At 36.0% G+C, this 18,867-nt stretch carries 21 protein-coding genes; all 21 read right to left on the bottom strand.

Going from position 1 to position 18,867, the window contains the following annotated elements:
* Positions 1 to 4 precede the first annotated feature (4 nt).
* Complete coding sequence (locus tag LNQ49_RS18045; RefSeq protein WP_229990402.1) at positions 5 to 3,133, bottom strand: efflux RND transporter permease subunit; 3,129 nt, start codon at positions 3,131 to 3,133, stop codon at positions 5 to 7.
* A 30-nt stretch (positions 3,134 to 3,163) separates the two neighbouring features.
* Positions 3,164 to 3,787 carry a hypothetical protein gene (locus LNQ49_RS18050; protein ID WP_229990403.1) on the bottom strand — a complete coding sequence of 208 codons (624 nt, stop codon included), beginning with the start codon at positions 3,785 to 3,787 and terminating at the stop codon, positions 3,164 to 3,166.
* 11 nt (positions 3,788 to 3,798) lie between these two features.
* Positions 3,799 to 4,482 (bottom strand): HupE/UreJ family protein, encoded by a 684-nt coding sequence (locus LNQ49_RS18055; protein WP_229990404.1) that lies wholly within the window; start codon positions 4,480 to 4,482, stop codon positions 3,799 to 3,801.
* 57 nt (positions 4,483 to 4,539) lie between these two features.
* Positions 4,540 to 4,716, bottom strand: coding sequence for a hypothetical protein (locus tag LNQ49_RS18060; protein ID WP_229990405.1), 177 nt, complete (start codon positions 4,714 to 4,716; stop codon positions 4,540 to 4,542).
* A gap of 25 nt (positions 4,717 to 4,741) precedes the next feature.
* Entirely contained in the window at positions 4,742 to 5,170 is a 429-nt protein-coding gene (locus LNQ49_RS18065; protein ID WP_229990406.1) for a hypothetical protein, read from the bottom strand.
* Positions 5,171 to 5,412: 242 nt separating this feature from the next.
* A complete protein-coding gene (locus LNQ49_RS18070) occupies positions 5,413 to 5,817 on the bottom strand; it encodes a hypothetical protein (protein ID WP_229990407.1) in 405 nt (134 codons plus the stop codon).
* Between the two features lie 498 nt (positions 5,818 to 6,315).
* The gene (locus LNQ49_RS18075) at positions 6,316 to 6,483 is read right to left on the bottom strand and encodes a MerR family transcriptional regulator (RefSeq protein WP_165571409.1); all 168 of its coding nucleotides are present in this window, start codon (positions 6,481 to 6,483) and stop codon (positions 6,316 to 6,318) included.
* 11 nt (positions 6,484 to 6,494) lie between these two features.
* A complete protein-coding gene (locus tag LNQ49_RS18080) occupies positions 6,495 to 6,803 on the bottom strand; it encodes a hypothetical protein (protein WP_229990408.1) in 309 nt (102 codons plus the stop codon).
* 14 nt (positions 6,804 to 6,817) lie between these two features.
* Positions 6,818 to 7,873, bottom strand: a complete 1,056-nt coding sequence (locus LNQ49_RS18085) for a hypothetical protein (RefSeq protein ID WP_229990409.1) — start codon at positions 7,871 to 7,873, stop codon at positions 6,818 to 6,820.
* A gap of 9 nt (positions 7,874 to 7,882) precedes the next feature.
* Positions 7,883 to 8,680 carry a hypothetical protein gene (locus LNQ49_RS18090; protein WP_229990410.1) on the bottom strand — a complete coding sequence of 266 codons (798 nt, stop codon included), beginning with the start codon at positions 8,678 to 8,680 and terminating at the stop codon, positions 7,883 to 7,885.
* A 28-nt stretch (positions 8,681 to 8,708) separates the two neighbouring features.
* The gene (gene traN / locus LNQ49_RS18095) at positions 8,709 to 9,554 is read right to left on the bottom strand and encodes a conjugative transposon protein TraN (protein WP_229990411.1); all 846 of its coding nucleotides are present in this window, start codon (positions 9,552 to 9,554) and stop codon (positions 8,709 to 8,711) included.
* A gap of 17 nt (positions 9,555 to 9,571) precedes the next feature.
* Entirely contained in the window at positions 9,572 to 10,849 is a 1,278-nt protein-coding gene (traM, locus tag LNQ49_RS18100; RefSeq protein WP_229990412.1) for a conjugative transposon protein TraM, read from the bottom strand.
* Between the two features lie 4 nt (positions 10,850 to 10,853).
* A complete protein-coding gene (locus LNQ49_RS18105) occupies positions 10,854 to 11,336 on the bottom strand; it encodes a hypothetical protein (RefSeq protein WP_229990413.1) in 483 nt (160 codons plus the stop codon).
* A 13-nt stretch (positions 11,337 to 11,349) separates the two neighbouring features.
* Positions 11,350 to 11,958 (bottom strand): conjugative transposon protein TraK, encoded by a 609-nt coding sequence (gene traK, locus LNQ49_RS18110; RefSeq protein ID WP_229990414.1) that lies wholly within the window; start codon positions 11,956 to 11,958, stop codon positions 11,350 to 11,352.
* Positions 11,959 to 11,988: 30 nt separating this feature from the next.
* On the bottom strand, positions 11,989 to 13,185 hold the full coding sequence (traJ, locus tag LNQ49_RS18115) for a conjugative transposon protein TraJ (RefSeq protein ID WP_229990415.1): 1,197 nt from the start codon (positions 13,183 to 13,185) through the stop codon (positions 11,989 to 11,991).
* Between the two features lie 16 nt (positions 13,186 to 13,201).
* Complete coding sequence (locus LNQ49_RS18120) at positions 13,202 to 13,831, bottom strand: TerB family tellurite resistance protein (protein WP_229990416.1); 630 nt, start codon at positions 13,829 to 13,831, stop codon at positions 13,202 to 13,204.
* A 6-nt stretch (positions 13,832 to 13,837) separates the two neighbouring features.
* Complete coding sequence (locus tag LNQ49_RS18125; protein WP_229990417.1) at positions 13,838 to 14,455, bottom strand: hypothetical protein; 618 nt, start codon at positions 14,453 to 14,455, stop codon at positions 13,838 to 13,840.
* 14 nt (positions 14,456 to 14,469) lie between these two features.
* Positions 14,470 to 15,159, bottom strand: coding sequence for a conjugal transfer protein TraI (locus LNQ49_RS18130; protein WP_229990418.1), 690 nt, complete (start codon positions 15,157 to 15,159; stop codon positions 14,470 to 14,472).
* A gap of 12 nt (positions 15,160 to 15,171) precedes the next feature.
* Positions 15,172 to 17,640: a TraG family conjugative transposon ATPase gene (locus tag LNQ49_RS18135; RefSeq protein WP_229990419.1), complete on the bottom strand. Its 2,469-nt coding sequence runs from the start codon at positions 17,638 to 17,640 to the stop codon at positions 15,172 to 15,174.
* Positions 17,641 to 17,677: 37 nt separating this feature from the next.
* A complete protein-coding gene (locus tag LNQ49_RS18140) occupies positions 17,678 to 18,535 on the bottom strand; it encodes a hypothetical protein (protein ID WP_229990420.1) in 858 nt (285 codons plus the stop codon).
* Positions 18,525 to 18,863, bottom strand: a complete 339-nt coding sequence (locus LNQ49_RS18145; protein ID WP_229990421.1) for a DUF4133 domain-containing protein — start codon at positions 18,861 to 18,863, stop codon at positions 18,525 to 18,527. The genes LNQ49_RS18140 and LNQ49_RS18145 overlap by 11 nt, the downstream gene beginning before the upstream one ends.
* Positions 18,864 to 18,867 lie beyond the last annotated feature (4 nt).

Below are 18,867 nucleotides of genomic sequence, written 5' to 3' on the forward strand. Positions count from 1 at the left end.
GATTTTATTTGAATTTGGTTGGTTTTAATTTAATTCCTTTCTCGAACATAATGTACAGGATAGGAAGTACAAATAAGGTCAGAAAGGTTGCAATTAATAATCCTCCAATAACCACTGTAGCCAGAGGTTTCTGCACTTCAGCTCCGGAGCCGTTACTTAAGGCCATTGGCAGAAAACCTAATGAAGCAACTAATGCGGTCATCAGTACTGGTCTTAATCGTATTTTGGTTCCTTGTAATACTATTTTATTTAAGTCCGTTTCTCCTGATTTTCGAATACTATTGAACTCTGCAATCAAGACTAAACCATTTAAAACAGCAACACCAAACAATGCTATAAAACCAACACCTGCACTAATACTAAATGGCATTCCTCTAAGGGCTAAAAAGAAAATCCCTCCAATGGCAGAAAGTGGGATAGCAGAATAAATCAGTAAACCTTGTTTTACAGATTTAAAAGCAAAGTATAGCAAAAGAAAAATTAATATCAGCGATATTGGTACAGCAATCATTAAACGGTTTTTTGCTTCATTTAAATTTTCGAATGTACCCCCATAAGTAGGGTAATAGCCTGCAGGGAATTTAATTTGCGTATTGACTTTATTTTGCAATTCAGTAACAATGCTTTGCACATCACGTCCACGGACATTGAAACCAACGACAATTCTTCGTTTGGCATCTTCTCGTTGTATTTGGTTTGGACCTTCTGTAATTTCCACTTTTGCCAGTTGGGATAAAGGTATTTGCGTACCGTTTGAGGTTGGAATGAGTAAATTCTGAACATCTGTCAAATCCTGGCGTTTTTCGCCTTCTAGGCGAACAACAAGGTCAAATCGTTTTTCTCCTTCGTACACCACTCCTGTGCTTTGTCCTGCAAATGCGGTATTTACAATTCGATTAATATCTTCAATATTTAAATTATACTGTGCAATTGCGGCACGATCGTAATCGATAACTACCTGTGGCATCCCTGTAACAGTCTCTACATACAAATCAGATGTGCCCTTTACGGTATTGACAATTTTACCTAATCTATTAGCATATAAAGCCAAAGTATCCAAGTCTTCTCCAAAGATTTTACATACAACATCTTGTCTGGCACCAGTCATCAGTTCATTGAAACGCATTTGTACTGGGTACTGGAAACCATAAGAAACACCAGGTACTGCTTCAAGTTCTTTTGCCATTTTTCCAGAAAGTTCTTCAAAAGTTGAGGCGGAGGTCCATTCACTTTTGTCTTTAAGAATCACCATCATATCACTTGCGTCAATAGGCATTGGGTCGGTTGGCACTTCACTGCTACCGGTTTTACCTACGATTTTCTCTACTTCGGGGAATTTCTCCAATAATATTTTTGCTCCCTGTGAGATTGCCGTCATAGAAGTCTCTAGATTACTTCCGGGCAAAACTCTTGTTTCGACAGCAAAATCTCCTTCTTCTAGTGAAGGCATAAATTCACCTCCCATAAATGAAAGTGTTACAAGAGCTAACACAAATAAAGAAAGTGTTATTCCAATAATAGTCCTCGGAATTGTCAATGCCTTGCTTAAGAGGGGTTGATAGAAATTCTCCAGTTTCTCCATCATTCTATCAGAGAAGTTTTTTTTATGGCTTATATTTTTGCTCAAAAACAAAGCTGTCATCATCGGTACGTATGTAAGGGACAAGATAAAAGCACCGAACAAGGCAAATGCTATGGTTTGTGCCATTGGCAAGAACATTTTGCCTTCTATACCTCGCAGAGTAAAAATTGGAATGTAGACAATCAAAATAATTAATTCTCCAAAAACTGATACATTACGCATTTTAATGGATGTCTTTAGTACGGTTTCATCCATATCTTCCTGTGATATTTTGGTTGCTTTACGACTATGCAGGCTAAAGAGACATGCTTCTACAATAATAACGGCACCATCTACAATTAACCCAAAATCCAGTGCACCAAGGCTCATTAAATTACCGCTAACCCCAAAGATGTTCATTAAAATTACGGCTATAAGCATAGCCATAGGGATAACCGAGGCTACTATTAATCCCGCTCTAAGATTACCTAAAAAGAAGATCAGTACAAAAAGGACAATCAGTGCACCCTCGAGTAAGTTCTTTTCTACCGTTGAGATGGAATTATTTACCATTTTGGTGCGATCCAGGAAAGGCTCTACCACAACTCCTTCAGGTAATGTCTTTTGGATTTGTTCGATACGTTCTTTGATATTTTTTATAACAATATTGCTATTAGCACCTTTGAGCATCATTACCACTGCACCTGAAACTTCTCCTTTACCATTGTAGGTCATGGCTCCGTATCGAATGGCACTTCCTATGCGGACATCTGCTACATCACGAATGAAGAGCGGACTTCCGTTTGCGGTGTTCTTAATTGAAATGTCATTTATATTGTCTATGGAACTAATCAGACCTTCGCTACGGATATACAAGACTTTGGGACCTCTTTCAATATAAGCTCCTCCAGTATTCTGATTGTTTTTTTCTAAGGCAGTAAATACATCACTTATGGTAATGTTATAGGATTGTAATTTGTTAGGATCAATTGCAATTTCAAATTGTTTTAGCTTTCCTCCGAAGCTACTTACTTCAGCTACTCCTTCAACTCCTACGAGCTGACGACGGACAATCCAGTCCTGGATTGTTCTTAATTCTGTTATATCATATTTTTTTTCATAACCTGGTTTAGTTTTAACCACATATTGGTAAATTTCGCCCAAACCAGTTGTAACTGGTGCCAAAGAAGGCTCTCCAATACCTTTTGGTATTTGATCCTTTACAGCACTTAATTTTTCGGTTACCTGTTGTCTGGCCCAATACACATCAGTTGCGTCATCAAAAACAATGGTAACTACAGATAGTCCAAAGCGGGAGAAACTGCGTATTTCCTTTAACCCAGGAATATTGCTGTTGGCCTGTTCGATTGGGAAGGTAATGAGCCGCTCAATATCAGTCGCTCCCAGTGATGGGGCTGAAGTAATCACCTGAACCTGGTTATCGGTTATATCTGGTACAGCATCAATGGGCAGTTTTGTAAATTGATAGCTGCCATAGCCGATAAGAACGAGGATAAAGAGGCCTATGATAAGCTTATTTTTTATCGAAAATTCTATGATTTTATTTAGCATATTTTTTTAAGATTAACAGGCACTCAATTGTTATATTGAATATTCTCCTTTTAGCTTTATAGTAACTTTGATATCCTTGGTATCGTTATTTTTAAAGTACCAACCATGTTTTCCTTCAAAGGGTGCATAAAATGTACCCACCATATTATTAGCGTATGCTAAAGTGTAACTCTCGAAATAGACATCAGTAACTGCCTTTTTTTGGTTTACTTCCCCATGGAAATCTAAGTATACTGTTCCTTTATCGGTTGTCCATTCATATTTCATCATTCCGCCTTTGAGCATATAGGTCTTGTATTCAATCCCTTTTCCTGCAGGAACAAGTACCTCTACAGTATCTTCTCTTTGGTCATATTGTTTTATGGCTACAGGATTATCGGCTTCAATGGGTCTTTTTACTTCTGGTCCTGAACCGGCTTTTTCCATTTTAATCAGAGGGAATGATTGCTGGGGTATATTTGCAATATCCTGATTAGTATCTTGGGGAATGTAAAGCTTATTGAAACCAAATAATTTCCCTGTCCCTACTGGATCAATCCCGTATTCAGCTGGAAGAACAGCAGTAACTAAAATAACTATTGCGAGTATAAATGCAAAAGCAACTGCTTTAATAATCTCTTTTTTTTCTATTATTTGATGATTTATTTCTGACATTGTTTAATTTTTTAAGATGTAAAATAACCTGTTAATTGAAAGCCTAATAAGACAAAGCCGGCTGCGATAAGCATCGTATTTGTTAATGTTGAAAACCGAACAAAACTTGAATACCTGCGCCATATTGTAATGAGAATCAGCACAAAAGTCAAAGCAATAAACTGACCGATTTCGACCCCTATATTGAATCCAAGCAAATTGGTAAACAATCCTTCTTTATCGAATTTAAAATCCTGTAATTTACTGGCAAGTCCGAAGCCATGGAATAATCCAAAAATCAGCACGGCAGCTTTTGTGTTGGGTTGTTTACCGAAGAATCTTTGGAAGCCACCTAAATTATCGAAGCCTTTGTAGATAATGGAAAGTGCAATGATGGCATCGATAAGAAAAGCATTGATTGCAATATTACACATTACACCCAATAGAAGAGTTATACTGTGTCCGATTGTAAAAAAGCTTACATAAAGCAGCACTTCTTTTGGGCGGTACAAGAAAAAAATAACACCAATTAGAAAAAGTAGGTGGTCATAGCCCGTGAGCATGTGTTTGGCACCAATATACAAGAATGGACCAAAGGCTATACCATCATTTCCTGTTAGGAATGTTTGTGTATTTTCGTCAACGCCATGAGCAAAAAGCGCATTGGCTCCTACAAAAAGCAGGATGATAAATAGTATGATTTTTTTTGAGTTCATAGGTTCATTTTTAAAGTTTCCCGTGCAGCAATTGCGCACAGGAAACCAAGTAAATCTTTAGTGAGTATGCCCGTGAGCTGCGTCTTTTTTTTCTTGTTCTACTTTGCTAATACTATCTTTGCTTGTAGTTTGCTGATTCGTATTTTGGGTATCCTGATTTTGATCATTTGCTTTTTGATTGCAAGAAGACACTATAAATAGAGTAAGGACTGCAATGGCTAAAATATTTTTCATGACTGTAGTTTATTTAATTAAATTATTAATGTTGGTGACCGTGGTTTATATCCTGCTGAGAAACCTGTGTGTTTTTAAACTTAGCAGTTATGGTTTTCCCTTTGACAACTGCAGTAAGGGTACAATAGGTATAGATATTTGCCTTTGGTATATTTACAAATAAAGAATTGTTTATGTCAGATGAAATAGAGTTATTCGCTTTGGTTTTGTTGAAAAATTCAAAGGTTACCTCTCCTGTTACTCCTTTATTAGAAATTATTTTTCCTTTGGAATTTAGGATATAAAAGCTGCAACTGGAGTCTCTTTCAATCATTTCAACTGAGTATTCTCCTGCGTTTTGCAGCAGACCGTTGTGCGGACCTTTGGAAGTGTTTTTGTTTTGCTGCGCGGTAGTAGTTGTAGCCCCTACTATTAGTAGCATAAGGGCAACAACAATTGACTTTATTGTTTGCATGTTGGATTTTTACGTTAAGACTATAGTTGTATCACTCACAAGGCACACCAAAAAACTTTATAAAGAGTAGTAATCGATTTTAACTTAATCAAAGATAAAATCGGTTAAAGTTTTGGTAGTAAAATGTAAATGGATTATAGATACTAAGTATCCTTGGCTATGGAAATAGCAAAGTTTATTTTAAAATCAAACATTAGACTATTTTATTGATAGTACTAGGTTAGGATTTAAAATAGAACAGATTAACTCAATTTAGGAGGGAGCCAGATAGAGGCAAAAACATTAGAAATGTAAAATTCCTTATAGAAAGGCACACTTCTTTTCGTAGCGATAATGTTTGGCTTGTCTAAAGAAAACGTAGTTTGGTTTTCAAAGGCAAGTGTAGTATTGATTACATTAGGATTTATAGTCTTGAAGGGCAGATTTTGGTGATTTTCTTTTCCTTTATTGGAATGTTTTTTAGTATTGTAGTAGTGAAAATCAATAAAATTAGTAAATGATGAAACAAGATTATCATGATTATCATGATTATCACTGTGCTCTTTGAAATGCTCTACTAGGTTTGTTAATTTCAATAATTGCCCCATTTCTGTGTTGGCACACAGGAATACAAGTAGTAATGATATGGCAATTGTTTTTCTTAACACGTAACAAATATATAAATAAAGTTTGTTACTTTATTTATTGATTGAAATTTTTATACATTAATAGTTGTTTTTTATTCAAGATAAGCTCAAGGAGTGCTTTTTTCAATACAATATTTTTTTTCAGATTATTTTTTATCGAATTTTCTAATTTATTAGTAATTATGTCAGTAGTAAGGAATTAACCAGTGTACAAATTGGATTGTAAATAGTGAGTAATAGATATCTAATGGATTTTCTGTTGGAGCCAGAAATTAGCAAGCACATGTTTTTTAAACCCTAAGGATTTAGGGTATAATAGGGGTTTAGACCCGAACTGTAAAGCTAAAATCTACAGTGTACTGTGCTTTCACTATTTATTAGTTTAATGTGCTACTATTACCACAAAAGTTAGGTGCTAAATTTTAAAGGCATATTATTATTGTATTTTCCTATCGACTAGTAGACTTAGTTAATTTCAAGATAACTTTTGTAAACAAACAAAAAAAGATAGCTTTACAACTATCTTTTAGACTGAATTTTTAGCAATTCACTTACTTTATATCTTTTTCTGTTACTGAAGGGTCTATACACTTTAATTTTTCCGTCTGTTTCATATTTTCCAATAGTGGTTTGACTTCTTATACCTAAAATCACCATTGCTTCTTTAGTGTTTACATATTGTTCCATACTTTTATTTTTTAAATGCGGTCGACTTTATTGTCTTTGATATGAAAATAAATTGTACTTCTTTGGTTTCTGTTGCGAGTTGATACATATTTAATGTAGCCGTATTCACTTAATTCGTGTATACATCTGAGGTATGTTTTAGGTGAAGAAACCATTGCTATCTTCATAATTTCATAGCTATATACTTTAATAGGATTGATAAAACTCTTATCAACCCTAAATTGAAGCAATGCAGCATAGATACCAATATGAGTGATACTGATACGATGATCTTTTTCTATTGCCTTAAAGAAATCAGATAAAGGTTGTAGTGTTTCCATTATTTCCTATATTATTAGCTTATGTGCATCCCATTTCGTTTAGAAGGATTCATCTGTTGGCTCTCATTAGTTTTTTGTATTTGTTTTACTGTTTTCATTGTTTTATTACCCAAAGCCGTTGAGAGTGTAATTTTTCTTGAGTGCTCATCATAAATGTTCACCGATTTAAACTGGGGATTAGCTTCAATATAAAACCGGTATTCATTTCCGTTTTTAATTAAAGTTATGGGCTGCCTATTTCCTTTTTTTAAAGCATCCTTTAGTTTATCGGCTTCGGTTTTATTGGTTAATTCCTTCAAAGGAAGTTGCTGCACTGCCTTTTCAAGATCATAACCATACCCCGAATAAAATTCTTTAATACGATGATTTCCAACAGCATCCTTGTCATTGAGATCGAGCTGAATCCATGATCTTTCTGTTTGAATTGCTCGTCCCGCTAATAAATTATATGCCTGTGTTGTATCAACAGAATTTCTTTCCTGCACTTTAAAGTATTGACTTCTGTTTTCTTCAGGCTTTGATTCGTTTTGCAGAGTAGTTTTATATCCATCAAATTGATACTGTCCACTCTGGTCTTTAGAAAAAGACAACTCATGATTTAGACGTTCTTTTTCGTTGACGTAATAGGAAACGGGAATAATGAACCGCTCATGACCTTGTTTGATTTGCTGCTCAATTTTGATTGATAAATCTCCAAAACCAATACGCTGCACCTGATCGTGCAGCGATTGATTATTCTTTTCCTCTTCTTTTGCATCCTTACGAACTGCAATTTGATCTATAAGTGGTGCAACAATCAGCTTACGAACAAGACGTATTAATAGATTAGGATAAAGCTGTTTTAGTATTTTGCTCTTTTCCTGCTTGAGCATCTGTAAAGCAAAACGTTCCTCTATGTTTTTAGTACCCTTATATTTTGTTCCAATGCGTTCGTAATGATGGAGTTTCTCTTTAAGCAATGACCTATTGTTGGAAAGACTGAAATTAAACAGTTTACTAAAACGCTCTTCCCTGGAGTGCCACTGTTTTAATTCCATCTCTACTCTGTTAACGGGAAGTTGTTCATTCATGATTCATGATTACATGGATTGGCTTTTCCTTTTGCTCTTAGCTTCCTTTGGTACTTCTGGTCCATCATCATCGGTAGTTTGGTTTTGCTTTTTACTACCTTGTTTTTCGGAAGTTTGCTGGGTTTCGGATTGTTTTTCTTCTTTGGAATGACGATTGTCAATACGTTGCATTGTAGCATCATACACATTGATAGTTTTGAATTGTGGATTAGCTTCAATGTACTGCTTAACTTCATTACCATCTTTTAAGAAAGTAGCAGATTGCAGGTTTCCTTTTTTCATAGAATCCATTAAATCTTCTTTATACTTTGGATTTTCTAATTCTTTAATGGGATGCTTGGTGAGTGTTGCTTCCAAATCATAACCATAATTTTGATGGTATTGATTTAGTTTAAAATTTCCATTAGTCTCAGTTTGTTTAAAGTCAATTTGAAGCCAGGAATTGTATAGTTCACCTTCTTTATTTGTCAAATCCTTATTTACGGATCTTCCTTCCATAAGATTAAAAGCTTCTTTCATGGTGATGTTGCTGCCTTTATTAATATAGAAGGTTTGCTCCAACGCTTCTTTGGAATTCTCTTTATGCAATTCTACTTTATAAGAATTAAAAAAATACATATCACTTTGATCGGATTTTTTAAAATTCAACGTAGCTATAGCTGTATCATTGCCATATTTAGCATGATGGGTCAAAGTAAAATTAGGTTCTTCCTTCTGTAATTTTTCTTTTAATTCAGACTCAAGTGCATCACCGAAACCGGTGTACTTAACCTGCTCTTTTAAGTATTCAAAATTTTTCTCGTTCATGATTTCATTCTTTAAATGATTAAATGTTTTATAGTTTGGGAAGTACAGTAACCTGTACCAGTTTTGTATTCTTTACATGTAGTTCTACGTGCCTGCCGCCATTTTTCTCCATAAGCTGTATGGATAAGAATTTTTTCTCTGGAATGGTGAATTTTGGAAGTGCAAATACAAAGGTGTTTTCTGCTTCACCTTCAATTTTAACTACATTGTTCAAGATATAGATTGGAGTGATTTCGATTTCCTGTGAAGCTGTTCGTTTTATTTTTTTAGTATCGCGAATAAAAAAACGAAGTTGGTCAATATCATAATTGATTTTAGAGTTGTTTGTTACTTTTATCCTGTAATACATCACTTCGTCACGAATAAAAATTCCGTTGAGACTAAAATCAATGTCATACTGGCTTTCTTTTTCACCTCGCAGTTTTTTCTTGTCGTAAAAAGCTAATTTGGAATATTCCTGAACATCCTCATCATTTATGTTTTCATCAGAAAAATAAATTTCCTGTCCTTCGGATTTAGTTTTATTCAAACTGAGATTCAATTGTGGTGATTCCTCATCATAATTCAATACGAAAGAATACAATTTTGCGTCAGCAGTCACTACCGTAAGATTGGTCTGAAGAAATCCTTTTTGAGCTGCTTTGATTTGAAGAATGTTTTCCAGACCTTTTGCCTTTTGTACCAGTATATCGGAACTTCCTTTGTCCACGCTTTTAATAGCAAAAGGGAATACAATATTGGTCGTTTTTGAGTACGCGATCAGTAAAGAATCGGGCTCAATTTTAGAAAGGTTGTTTTTACTTGTTTGTTGTGCAAATACACCGATGGTCATTAATAATAAATACCCCATCACTAACACATTAAATTTTTTCATAGCAATATTTTTAGTTTTTAATTGGAATCTTTTTGTTTTTCATCACGAAGCAGTACTTGATAGCCTGCTTTTACAATCACTTTAATCATCTTTACTTTTTTACTCAACAGACTTTTAGCCGCTTCAATTCCAGCTCCAGCTGCTTGGGATCCCCAAGAGTCGTCTAATGAGGCAACGCCCAGAGTTTGCATAGAACGGTCAGCAGATGCTTTGGAAACATCACGATTAATAGCTCCCGGAATATAAATACCAATAAGTCCATCCATATCGTACACCGACAAATCCACTGGGAATAAGGAGTTGTTGTATCTAATACTATTTATCTTGATGGTTAGTCGTTCTCCTTTTAAGGAAGCTACGCCAAACAAGAAATTATCCTTTGGTATTTTAATACCGCTTATAAAAATGTCATTCATGAGTCGAAACTTAACTGTAGCTCCATTTACAATAGTTTGTGTTTCATGGATGACAGCTTCCACCGCATTTTGCGAGTAGTCATTAACTGCGGGTTCATCTATGGAGTAAAACCTATTGTGTCTGGACTGGTTAGTATTATCCGATTTGTTTTGTAAAGAGGAAACAGGGTCTTCTTGCTCTCTGATGGAAATAGAGAATACTTGCCCTCGCTGAGCCTCGGAAGCTTTTCTTAATTTTTCCTGTAATCTGTCGGGATGTTGGATATCTAATATATTTTCCAACATTCCACCGAGTTGTTGCAATTCTGGATCTGGAGTATCCTGCCCAGTATTCATGGACTGCATCATTTGTTCGAGTCTGTCTACATCATTAGAATGCATGGAAGACTCATTTGATTTTGTATACCTATTAACATCCCTGTTTTGTGTAGGAACAGCTACAGGCGCATTGATTGCTTTTTGTAATGCTTCTAGTTTTTGATGCATTTTTATTTCGTTTGGATCCTGATAAGCTGATGTATTTAATCCAGTTTGTCCTTTTTTAGAATTCACATTACTACTATCTTCAGTCGAGTCAATCTGGAAAGACTGACTTAAATAGTTAGGATCTTTCTTGATGAGTTCATTTAACTTTGCCGAATCAAGGGCTGCCATATCGTAGTAATTCATCTTATCTAAGGGAAGTCCTTCTTTGAGATTTGCATTGGGCAGTTTACTATTAAACCCTTTTTCTTGTGGTGTTGCTAAGTTGGCCGCTTCCATTTTTCCACCGCCTAATGCCCAAAATATCGCCGTTATAAATGGGAGGACTAATAGAGGTAATACCAAGAGCATCTTACGATGCTTTAACTCCTTTAATGATTTTGTTTTTTGTTCCATGATATCAATTTTTAAAATGTGAGTAATAATAATTTTCTAGTATTGATAGGCTGTCCATAAGTCCCTGGCGGTATTGTACAATACTATCATGCGTTTTTTTTCCTGTCGGACTGCGCCCCAGACTATCCATATACCTTCGAAAATGAATAATTTTTTCAAATTCCTTTTTACTAATAATTGTTTTGAGCTCGATGTCTTTTTCTTTTAAGGAAACCGAATTAGTTGGTTTAGTAATTGGAATTACAGTTATATTTTTAGTTGTATTTCCGGAAAAGCTACTCGCAATCAAATAAATACTACAACCTCCTGTTAATACTATAAAACTGAACAGTATCACAATCCAGTTGAGTCGTGAGAAATGAGCTGTTTTACGCTCCAGCCATTGTGCACATTTATGTTGCAATCGAAGATTTGCCTGCTCAAATTTTTGCCAAAGACTGTTTTTAATACTTTCATTAGCATCGTTTTTCCTAAAATAAAATCTCATAATCAGTAGTTTATTATTTTCTGTTTTCAGTGCCTAAATCCCGATTCTCAATGGTATTCCATCGCTCGATTAAAAAACCATGGGGATTGTTGTCACTTCGCGATACATTGCGAAGATTGCCTTCCGTTATAAGGTTCCGATGGGCAATGCTGGTGGTACGGATGATATTTTGAGTAGCATAACATCGGAACCCATACGGATAGGTATTGATGTCAATGGTTATACTGTCAATTTTTATCGTCTGGCTGACATTCCCTGATATGATACCGGAGTAATAGCCGTTTTCTTTTAAATCATCGTAGATCCTTTTGGCACTGTCATCAGCTAGATAAAGTGCCTTGGTAACATTACTTTTGATTACTTTATCATCGGGATCAAGAGTAAAGAAGAATTGGTGAAACGTCTTTACATGGTCTCGTGCCTCAATAGGTATGTTGTCTTTTCGGTCCGAAGTATAGGCTTCTAATGCTTTTCCATTAGCCAGTATGTAAACCTTGTTCTGCATTTGAGATACTAGGGAAAAACTTTTGTAAAGGGAGAAACAACTAATTAAAATGCAACCAACAATTACCAGTATTGTAAAGCCACGAACATGGCGAAAGGCAGTGTCAATATTTTTCATTTTACTAAACATGCTATTTTTATTTAGAGGTTAGGAATTGCCTTTTAATTTATTACCCATATAGTTATCCTTATCTTTAAAGTAAGGAGATGAGCCAGCAGAACCAGACATGCTTTGGTACATTCTCCCAGCTGCATTACCCATCGCATCTGCTGCCATACCAGCTCCTTGGGAGGTAGTGTTGATAACGGAAGTTGTGGAATTGCTGAAGATACTAGTGACTTTTTGCCCTAAAGCACCACCACCGCCAGCATGAACAATATAGTTGGCAACAGAAGGGACAGTGAAATACCCTACGATTCCAATTATCATAAATACCAGATACGCAACATCGGTTCTGCTAAAGAAAGTATCACCGTGTTCACCTACTTGCGAGATGTCTAGTTTTAGCATATTCTCTTGAATCTTTCCGATGATACTTCCAAATATATTGGCTACTGGGAGCCATAAGTAAATATTGATGTAACGGGCCAGCCAGACGGTGAGCGTATGTTGAAAACCATCAAAAACGGATATGCCAAAAACGAGTGGCCCCAAGATAGACAGTACTACCAATTGAAAAGTTCGAAGTGTATCGATGCAAAGTGAAGCCGCTTCAAATAAAACTCGTAGTACTTCGCTCATCCATTCTTTTACTGAATTTCTAAAATTATATGAGGCTTTACTCATTGCAAATTGGATATCATTACCAATACTGGCAAATTTCCCCTCTCCCTCTGGATTGGCATCATCATGAGTATATTTATACCATTTGTCGCGATCACCACTTCCATCGGAGCCAACATACATCTGCCAGGGATTAGTGCTCTTAAGGGCTTCTTCTTTTTCTTTAAGTAGTCGTTCAATAGCTTTGTTCGATCCTTCCACCATTGCAGCGGTTGCGGTAACAGTAGGTTTCATCACGCCATTAATCATGTATAGTACTGAAGGAAAAATCATGATGCAAAATCCAATAACAAATGGGCGAAAGAGAGGGTAGAAGTCTATAGGTTCTGCGCTGGCAATATGTCTCCAAACTCGAGAGGCGATATACCAAATAGCTGCAAAACCGGCAAGACCTTGTCCAACTCCCAGTAGATTATTACATAAAGGCATCATCTCATCGTATAACTGTTCCAATACACTATGCAGACTGTTCATCTCGTCTGCAACTCCTTGCGCTTGGCTTATAAAGGGTAATAAAATCCCCAGAAGAACAAATAATGTCTTCTTGTTTATCTTTATCATAAGAGTGAATATTTAGTTATTTAATGAACATGTTGCGAATCGCATTTACATCATTGCGCTCCTTGGCTCGTTGCAAAGCCAGTACTGAAGTATTGTTGTTGAAGTTTCTTAGGAACATAAGCTTGTCTTGCATATCTGCATATATCTTGTCAATGGAAGCTAACCTCTCATCATCAGACATCCGCATTTTATTTGCGGTAACTACCGAAGTAAGTTCATCAAGATTTCTAAGGCTCTGTTTAAACAGATTATCATATACTCTTTCGAGATAAGCGATTTCATCAGCATTGAAATTTTTACTATCCCGAAAACGACCAAAGGCAGATTTGTATTCTTTAACCAATTGCACCTGATAAGTGACAATATCTCCGATTCGCCTGTAATTTCTGACCGTGGGACTAACTTGCATGAGCGCATCAAGGAACGTTTCATGTAGACTGAAATTTCCTTTGGATAAATCTTTCACCGTATTATACCCACCGCTAAGCATTTCATAGCCTTTTTTCATATCCTTTAGAATCTGTTTGAACTGGCTCAGTTTCTCAATGTTCAGAATCAATTGCTGGATTTCTTGTTTTTGGGCCGTTAGCTTGGAAGGGAGTAGTAAAACAATAAATGCAATCCCTATAATCAGTATTTTTTTCATGATATATCAGTTTATGCCGCGCAAGGCACGGCTGATTTTTGCTTCTTTCAACTCCTTGGTTTTTGATAAAGCCATCAGTTTAGTTTGATTACCAAAACCCTCAGAGAAAGTGTAGTTATCGAGCATGTTTTGGTAGATAGTATCAATGCGTTTCATTCGCTCGTCGTCTTTCAACTCTAACTGTCCGTCCGAAATAAGTATCAATAGTTCATCCATATTGGTATCACAATTTTCAATCAACCTTTCAAATACCCTTTGGATATAATCAACTTCATCGCCGTGGAATAAATCATCCTGTTGGATTTGCCTGTACAAGCTCTTGTAGCTTTTTATGATTTTTAACTGAAGAGCTATAATTTCAGTTACCCTTGCATACTTTTTAATTTTTGGATTGACCTGCTTGAGCGATGTGAGATAATCACCATGAAGATTAAATTCTCCACGCTTAAAATCTGATATTGCACCCAGTCCTTTTTTGGCTACCGAATAGCCTTTTTGAGCATATCCGATATACGTTTGAAGTGCCGCTATTTGCTGTAAAAGCATCCTTTGTTGTTTGGCCTGTGCATGAATATTTCCCTTAAAGAATCCTAATAAGAGAAACATAAAAAATATCTTTTTCATGATTTTTTGATTTATTACGGAATTCCGTAAAATTTCTTAACCGAATTGACATCATGCTGTGTTTTGACCCTTTGAAGACTCAGCATTATATTCTGTCTGTTGAAGAGTGTCAGGTCATTATAATTAGTCTCGATTTGATCCGCAGCAGCATTTATAATTTCCAATCTCTTGGCATCACTCATCTGTGTGGTAAATGAATCCAATACCAAGAAAATCTGGTCGATATTTTTTAGACTTTCATTTAATATCCCAGAATAAACCCTTTGCATATAATCCAATTCGCTTGCATTAAAATGAGCATCTTTTTGAAACAAGTTCCATGCTCTTTCATATTCGTCGACTAATCGAATTTGTTTTTGACTAATATCTTTGATACGCTGGTAATAGGTAATAATGGATTTGACTTTTGCGAGCTCTTCATAATACTCTTTGTAGAGGTCTTTTTGTTTCTGGGTCCAATCGGAAATCTCATCCAGTTTTAGTTTGGATAAAATATTTTCTATTTTCTTCTGCGCATTCTGAAGCCAGATGGTTTTGTTTTGCAGTTTTTGTATCCTAAGGTCAATAGCCTTAATTACCTTTTTCGCAACTGCTTTTACCATTTCTAAAATTGGTATTGCCGCGACTCTTTCTGCTGGTCGGGTAGGAGTGCTTATCAGTAAAAAGCACAAGAGGCAGATTGTAATTTTCTTTTTTGCTTTCATAATTAGTATTGTTTAGTTTCCATTTCTCAAATCAATAGCAAGTGCAGCAATACCTTTTCGGATGTCACCATCAAACTTTTTGGCATACGCTTGTACTTTTACTTTTTCGGTTTCTTCGGTGGTATAGGCGAGATATTCTTCCAGCGATACTTCAGTGCGGTAGACTTTCGATTGCATGCCCCCAAGTGAGATAAACACTTCTTTGTATTTTTTATAAGGGGCATTGGCTTTGTTTACTGAGAGTACCAGTGCTTTCTCTTTTTCGGTAAGTCCAAGTAATTCTTGTATTTGCTCGAACTTATTTTGGTACTTGCTCTGATCCAGTAATATCTTGCAATCACTATTATTAATAATCGCTTGCTTGACTACCGGAGAAGAGATAATATCCTCTACTTCCTGAGTGACTATAATGGCTTCACCAAAGAATTTACGAACGGTCTTAAACAAATACTTAATGTATTCCGCCATACCTTCTTTGGCTATAGCCTTCCATGCTTCTTCAATAAGTATCATTTTTCGAATGCCTTTTAGTTTACGCATCTTGCTTATGAATACTTCCATGATGATGATAGTCACTACTGGAAAGAGTATTGGATGGTCTTTGATATTATCGAGTTCAAAAACAATAAAACGTTCTTTCAATAGATCCAGATTCTCGGTAGCATTGAGCAGGTAATCAAATTCACCTCCTTTGTAATACGGACGTAAGACATACAGGAAATTGTTCACATCAAAATCCTTTTCTTTTACTTTATCACCCTCCAATATGGTTACAAAATCATCTTTTAGAAATTCGTAAAAGCTGTCAAAACAGGGAAATAAAACGGAATTACCATCTAACTTTTCGTAGTACAATTGAAGTGCATTGGATAATGCTACATACTCACTTCGATTGAAAGTTTCATTGTCTTTTTTCCAAAGAGCTAGTAATAATGTTTTAATGCTTTCTTTTTTTTCAGTATCCAGTATATCACCATCACTGATATAAAATGGGTTGAATCGAATTGGATTCTTTTCATCATAAGTAAAATAATATCCACCCACCATATCACATAATCCTTTGTAACTGTGCCCCACATCAACCAATACAACATGAGTTCCTTGTTCGTAGTAACTTCTCACCATATGGTTGGTGAAAAAGGATTTACCACTTCCTGATGGCCCCAGTATAAATTTGTTCCGATTGGTACAAATCCCCATTTTTACAGGTTCATCACTAATATCTACATGAACAGGCTTTCCTGTCAAACGATCTCCCAAACGAATTCCAATTGGACTAAGAGAAGAGCGATAACCAGTTTCTAAATTCAAAAAGCAGACAGCTTGTTCTATGAAGGTATCGAAGGTGTCGTTCATTGGGAAATCTGCGGAATTCCCAGGAATACCTGCCCAAAAAATCTGAGCTGCTCCCACAGTTTCTTGTTTAGCAGCTGCATCCATCTGAGCCAGTGCTGAAAAAACTTTATTCTTCAGGTCTTTGAGTTCTTCTTTGTTATCTGTCCAAATCAATACATTAAAATGGGCTTTTGCAGGAAGGCGTTGCTGACCGATAGCTTCATTAAGAAAATCATTAGTGGCATCACGCGCAATAAGGTTCTCTCTGCTGTAGGCTGATAAGGATTGTAAACGCAGTCTTTTACTCTCTAGTTTCTGCAGGGTTTTCTGGAAATCCTCTATAAAAATGTACTGGTTGTAAATGTGGTTGCAGGATAATAATTGACCAAGTGTGGAAGCAAATCCGATGCTGAACTTGGTCTTATCGGTAGAATAGCGGTCGTAGTTAATTCTAGAACCACATAGAGCAGGCAGGTCGGCAGCATCACCTAAAGAATAAATTTGGCAATGCTTGTCTCCAACCTGCAAACCATCATCGAAAGCAATATCCTTAAATACAAATGAATTTTCCTTTTCAGAAAGGAAACAATACTTTTCTATAATCCCAATCTTTCTACTGTGGCTTCGAAGGTCATCATTTCCCAGACGAGTTAGTTTCACAAAACCACTGTCTTCCAATATGCGTCTGAATTGTCCAGTGCTATCAATAAAATCCTGACGTAATTGCGTTTTTAATGTTTCTTCCGGAACAATGGAAGTTCTCAGTAAATTCGAGAATAAGGAACTGGAGGTTTTCCTACCTGCTGGTTTTTTGGTCAGGAAAATATAACACGAATGATCCAGAAATGGACGTTCATTAAAAAAACGCTCACTGCTTCGGGTTAAAAAACTTGAGTCTTCACTTGTGAAATCGGGCTCAAACTTACTGTCTATAAACCAGTCTTGTTTGTGGAACACACTAAACTTAGGAAGCAACTTTATGGCTTTAAGCCATGCTTGATGGAACGCTTCGTATTCCTGATCAGACAAAGTAAATATCTCAGGCAGTTCTGCCTTGAATACCACCGTTACATCTCCTTGTTTGGACAGGATACAATCGTGCTCTACATCCATAATCGGTAAAATATCATCTATCATCTTTTCCATCTTCATCTATCATTTACCTGTTAATTCAAACCATCATCTAGAGTCTTTTTCCTCTTTTTGGGGGAGTCATGTCATTATCAAAAGTTTGTTTGTTGGAATGTTTTTTTACATCTAGCGGGCTTGTATAAGTAGACGCTTTCAAATTTTTCTCGATTGGATAGTCCCTGATATAGGCTGAGTCTTCATGGCCATTGCGTCTTGCAAGTCCAACAGGATCCAGATATAAAAGATTAGGCAATTCTACTCGGATAACATCCTTTGAGGATTCATTGCCTACTAGCTTTTGAAGTTTGGTGTCATATAGAAAATGATAAGCAAAGTCTCCATCAAAAGAACCAATCTCAAAGTCTTTGAATTCCAATTTCACAAAAGCATCCTCCGCTAATCTCAGTTCTTTTAAGTTGAGATCTATGATAAAATCCTGTCCTGCGATATCAATATGAGGAAGGATTCCAGCTACCCGTTCCATGAAACCTTCATAATTGGGATTTAGAAACTCTAAGTCTGTTTTGTTTTTTAGACTTTCTATAGTAACTCCATACTTCTTTGCCATGCCTTCGGAATCTAAAATGAGCAAAGGCGGTATGTTGATATTGATAGTATCTTCAACTGAATCGAGTTGGCATGGAAAATTTTTATACTCAGAATGGTAACACATAGAGTAGTGGGTTCCGTGATCTTTCATATCACTGAAAGGAATCGTATTGGTAAGATTTGTTGTTTCGATTAATGCCTGACTATTGATGTCTACATAAAAGCTTGTTCCTTCAATCTCATGAGTGGGTAATCTTTCCAGAGGAATAGTATTACTTGGATTCGCTGTTTCCACTATAGCCTGAGCGTTACTATCAATGTGAAACTTGCAACCGGTAGTTATTGAAATTTCATTTTTCATTTGGTGTGTTTTTAGAAAAGTTCATGAATATTTTTCTACTCTGGGATTTCACTGCTTTAGGAATTTGTCGTTTTGCTAGCGCTTTCATCATACCAAATTCTCCGTATTGATGGCTCATTTTGTATATTTTTAAAACCCATAATGTTCCCGAAACACCAATTATTCCAATGCAGATAAATGAAGGTAAACCTGCTATATACATAATCGCAAACAGTATCATTAAAGCAATTACTCCCCCACCCAAATACCAGATATATTGTGCCTTCAGTCCCTTAAACTCGATGCTTTGGTTGATTCCTTTGTTGATTTGATAGACACTATTTGACATGGTG

The sequence above is a fragment of the Flavobacterium pisciphilum genome (genome assembly GCF_020905345.1).
In the GTDB taxonomy this organism is placed as follows: domain Bacteria; phylum Bacteroidota; class Bacteroidia; order Flavobacteriales; family Flavobacteriaceae; genus Flavobacterium; species Flavobacterium pisciphilum.